Below are 1,952 nucleotides of genomic sequence, written 5' to 3' on the forward strand. Positions count from 1 at the left end.
GGATACATGTGCAGCCGTCCGCCTTTTAAAAATTTCTTTTCCCGACCTTCTACGATCTTTGTTTGCACCTCACAGCCCTCTGAAGCCACTTTTAAGGCTGTTTCCCTGTCTTGGACATCTTCTAGGTCTATATCAGTCAAATAAGCGCTCAAATAGGCTCCTATGTTGTCTATATCCTTTAATGACTTGATTGTTACAAATCCTAAACCCCATAGACTCCTTAATTCAGCATTTTTAATATAAATCTTATCCAAATCATTAAAGCGCATTAAAACATGACAATGCCAGGCTCCACGTCCTTGTGGCTCTACCACCGATAAATAATCTATCGAACTTTCTTTCTTGTATTTATAACGCAACCTGTCGATAAAATTTTGAAAATCACTATAAAGTTTTTTCGTGTCCGTCATATTTTTCTTGTATGTCAAAGTTATATGTAATTCATTTGGCCGTCCTATAAAATTGTTATTTATCAAATAACGCAGCTTCTTAAAGGTTTGTCTCAAAGAATTATAATTTTCCTGCCGATTTTCCGAATGCTCGAACTCCCGGATCTCCCCAGTAGAGAGGTCTACAAACCTATCCTTGTCCAATTTTTTGATATTATTTTTCCGGTTCATCTTCTCCATATGCTGAACTTCAATGACGTGATTCATAGTGGTCACTTTTACAACATCATTTGGAGCTATGAAAACCGCGTCACCATTGCGTTTATCCATCCATTTCCCCTCAATTTTTCCTGTAATGTTTAATTAAAATCAAGTTAATAATAAAGAACCCCAAATCCGAAGTCAGTTTTTCAACAAAAATTAGCGTCCTTTTCCCAAATAGTCCCTATACAATTCCTTAATAGCAAACTCAATTACAGCATCTTTTGAAACTCTTCCAAATTCATTGTGTTTTGTAAAATGTTCGGCTAATAACTCTAGCTTTTTAAATGTTTCAACAGTAATTCGAGGTCCAATTTGTTTTTTCTCTTCCATCCAAACACACTCCTAACAAGTTGTTAACATAATTCTAACATTGGAAATAATAGAATTCAAGAACAGAAAAAAGAAGCACACTCGGAATGATATTTCGTTTCCTTTTGATTCCGAGCCTCCACCCCTTACAATCCCCAAAGGCAACCGACAAGGGAAAATTCGTCCCTTATCGGCACCTCCGGAAATTGTACAGCAAGGGGTCACTCCCAATAAAAAGACTACGACATATAAAACAGGTTTAGCTTCAGAGAAAAAGAGCATAAGGAAACTCGGTGCCACCCTAAAAAAAAGGGTGTCAAACAGGCTGTGCCTGTTGAGTTTCTATGCTCTTAGAACAGGTGCCGTTTTTGAAGCCAAAGATATAGCATAGATACCCCATAGATATAGCAGGGATATACCAAAATATCTCTAGAGATACGGGTATCTATGCTATATCTCTCTACAAGATTCCTCCACACGCTTGACGGAAATGCTTCAGCATTTTAGCACTCACTCGACAGAGTGTATAAGTGCGCCATTCGGAATTTCAAAGCTTCAAATTTCACAGAGAGTGCCCATTTATACACACCCCCTAAATCGTGGTGTGACAATGGGTTCTCGCCGGCTCGAAATCGGTTTGTCATTCTGACAAATAACCCTTCGGGAAATAAAAAAAACGGCTCCATAAAGAGGAACCGTTTTGCTTCAAAAATCACGTTTTGTGTTATACTGGAGAAACGAAATTGTGTTTTCAAAATTGTCATTTTCGACATGATAACTTTTCTCGTAGTGTGGTTTTGCCGAACCCACTACTTTTTTTATGTCTCCGAACTTCATTTCTTCCCGTTCCGGCTTAACAATCCCTTTTGATTTTCGATACATATTCATTCCGGAAGGATACATGTGCAGCCGTCCGCCTTTTAAAAATTTCTTTTCCCGACCTTCTACGATCTTTGTTTGCACCTCACAGCCCTCTGAAGCCACTTTTAA

At 38.3% G+C, this 1,952-nt stretch carries 1 protein-coding gene and 2 pseudogenes; all 3 read right to left on the reverse strand.

Annotated elements, in window-relative coordinates; genetic code table 11:
* Positions 1-719: pseudogene (locus tag ACFWTC_RS38835) on the reverse strand (hypothetical protein); the annotation flags it as partial.
* A gap of 90 nt (positions 720-809) precedes the next feature.
* Positions 810-983: a hypothetical protein gene (locus tag ACFWTC_RS38840; protein WP_375839303.1), complete on the reverse strand. Its 174-nt coding sequence runs from the start codon at positions 981-983 to the stop codon at positions 810-812.
* 684 nt (positions 984-1,667) lie between these two features.
* A pseudogene (locus ACFWTC_RS38845) lies at positions 1,668-1,952 on the reverse strand (hypothetical protein); the annotation flags it as partial.

This window comes from Streptomyces sp. NPDC058619 (assembly GCF_042717785.1).
In the GTDB taxonomy this organism is placed as follows: domain Bacteria; phylum Actinomycetota; class Actinomycetes; order Streptomycetales; family Streptomycetaceae; genus Streptomyces.

Coding starts and splice junctions, on each gene's coding strand:
- ACFWTC_RS38840 (WP_375839303.1), bottom strand. CDS start 983: ATGGAAGAGAAAAAACAAATTGGACCTCGAATTACTGTTGAAACATTT.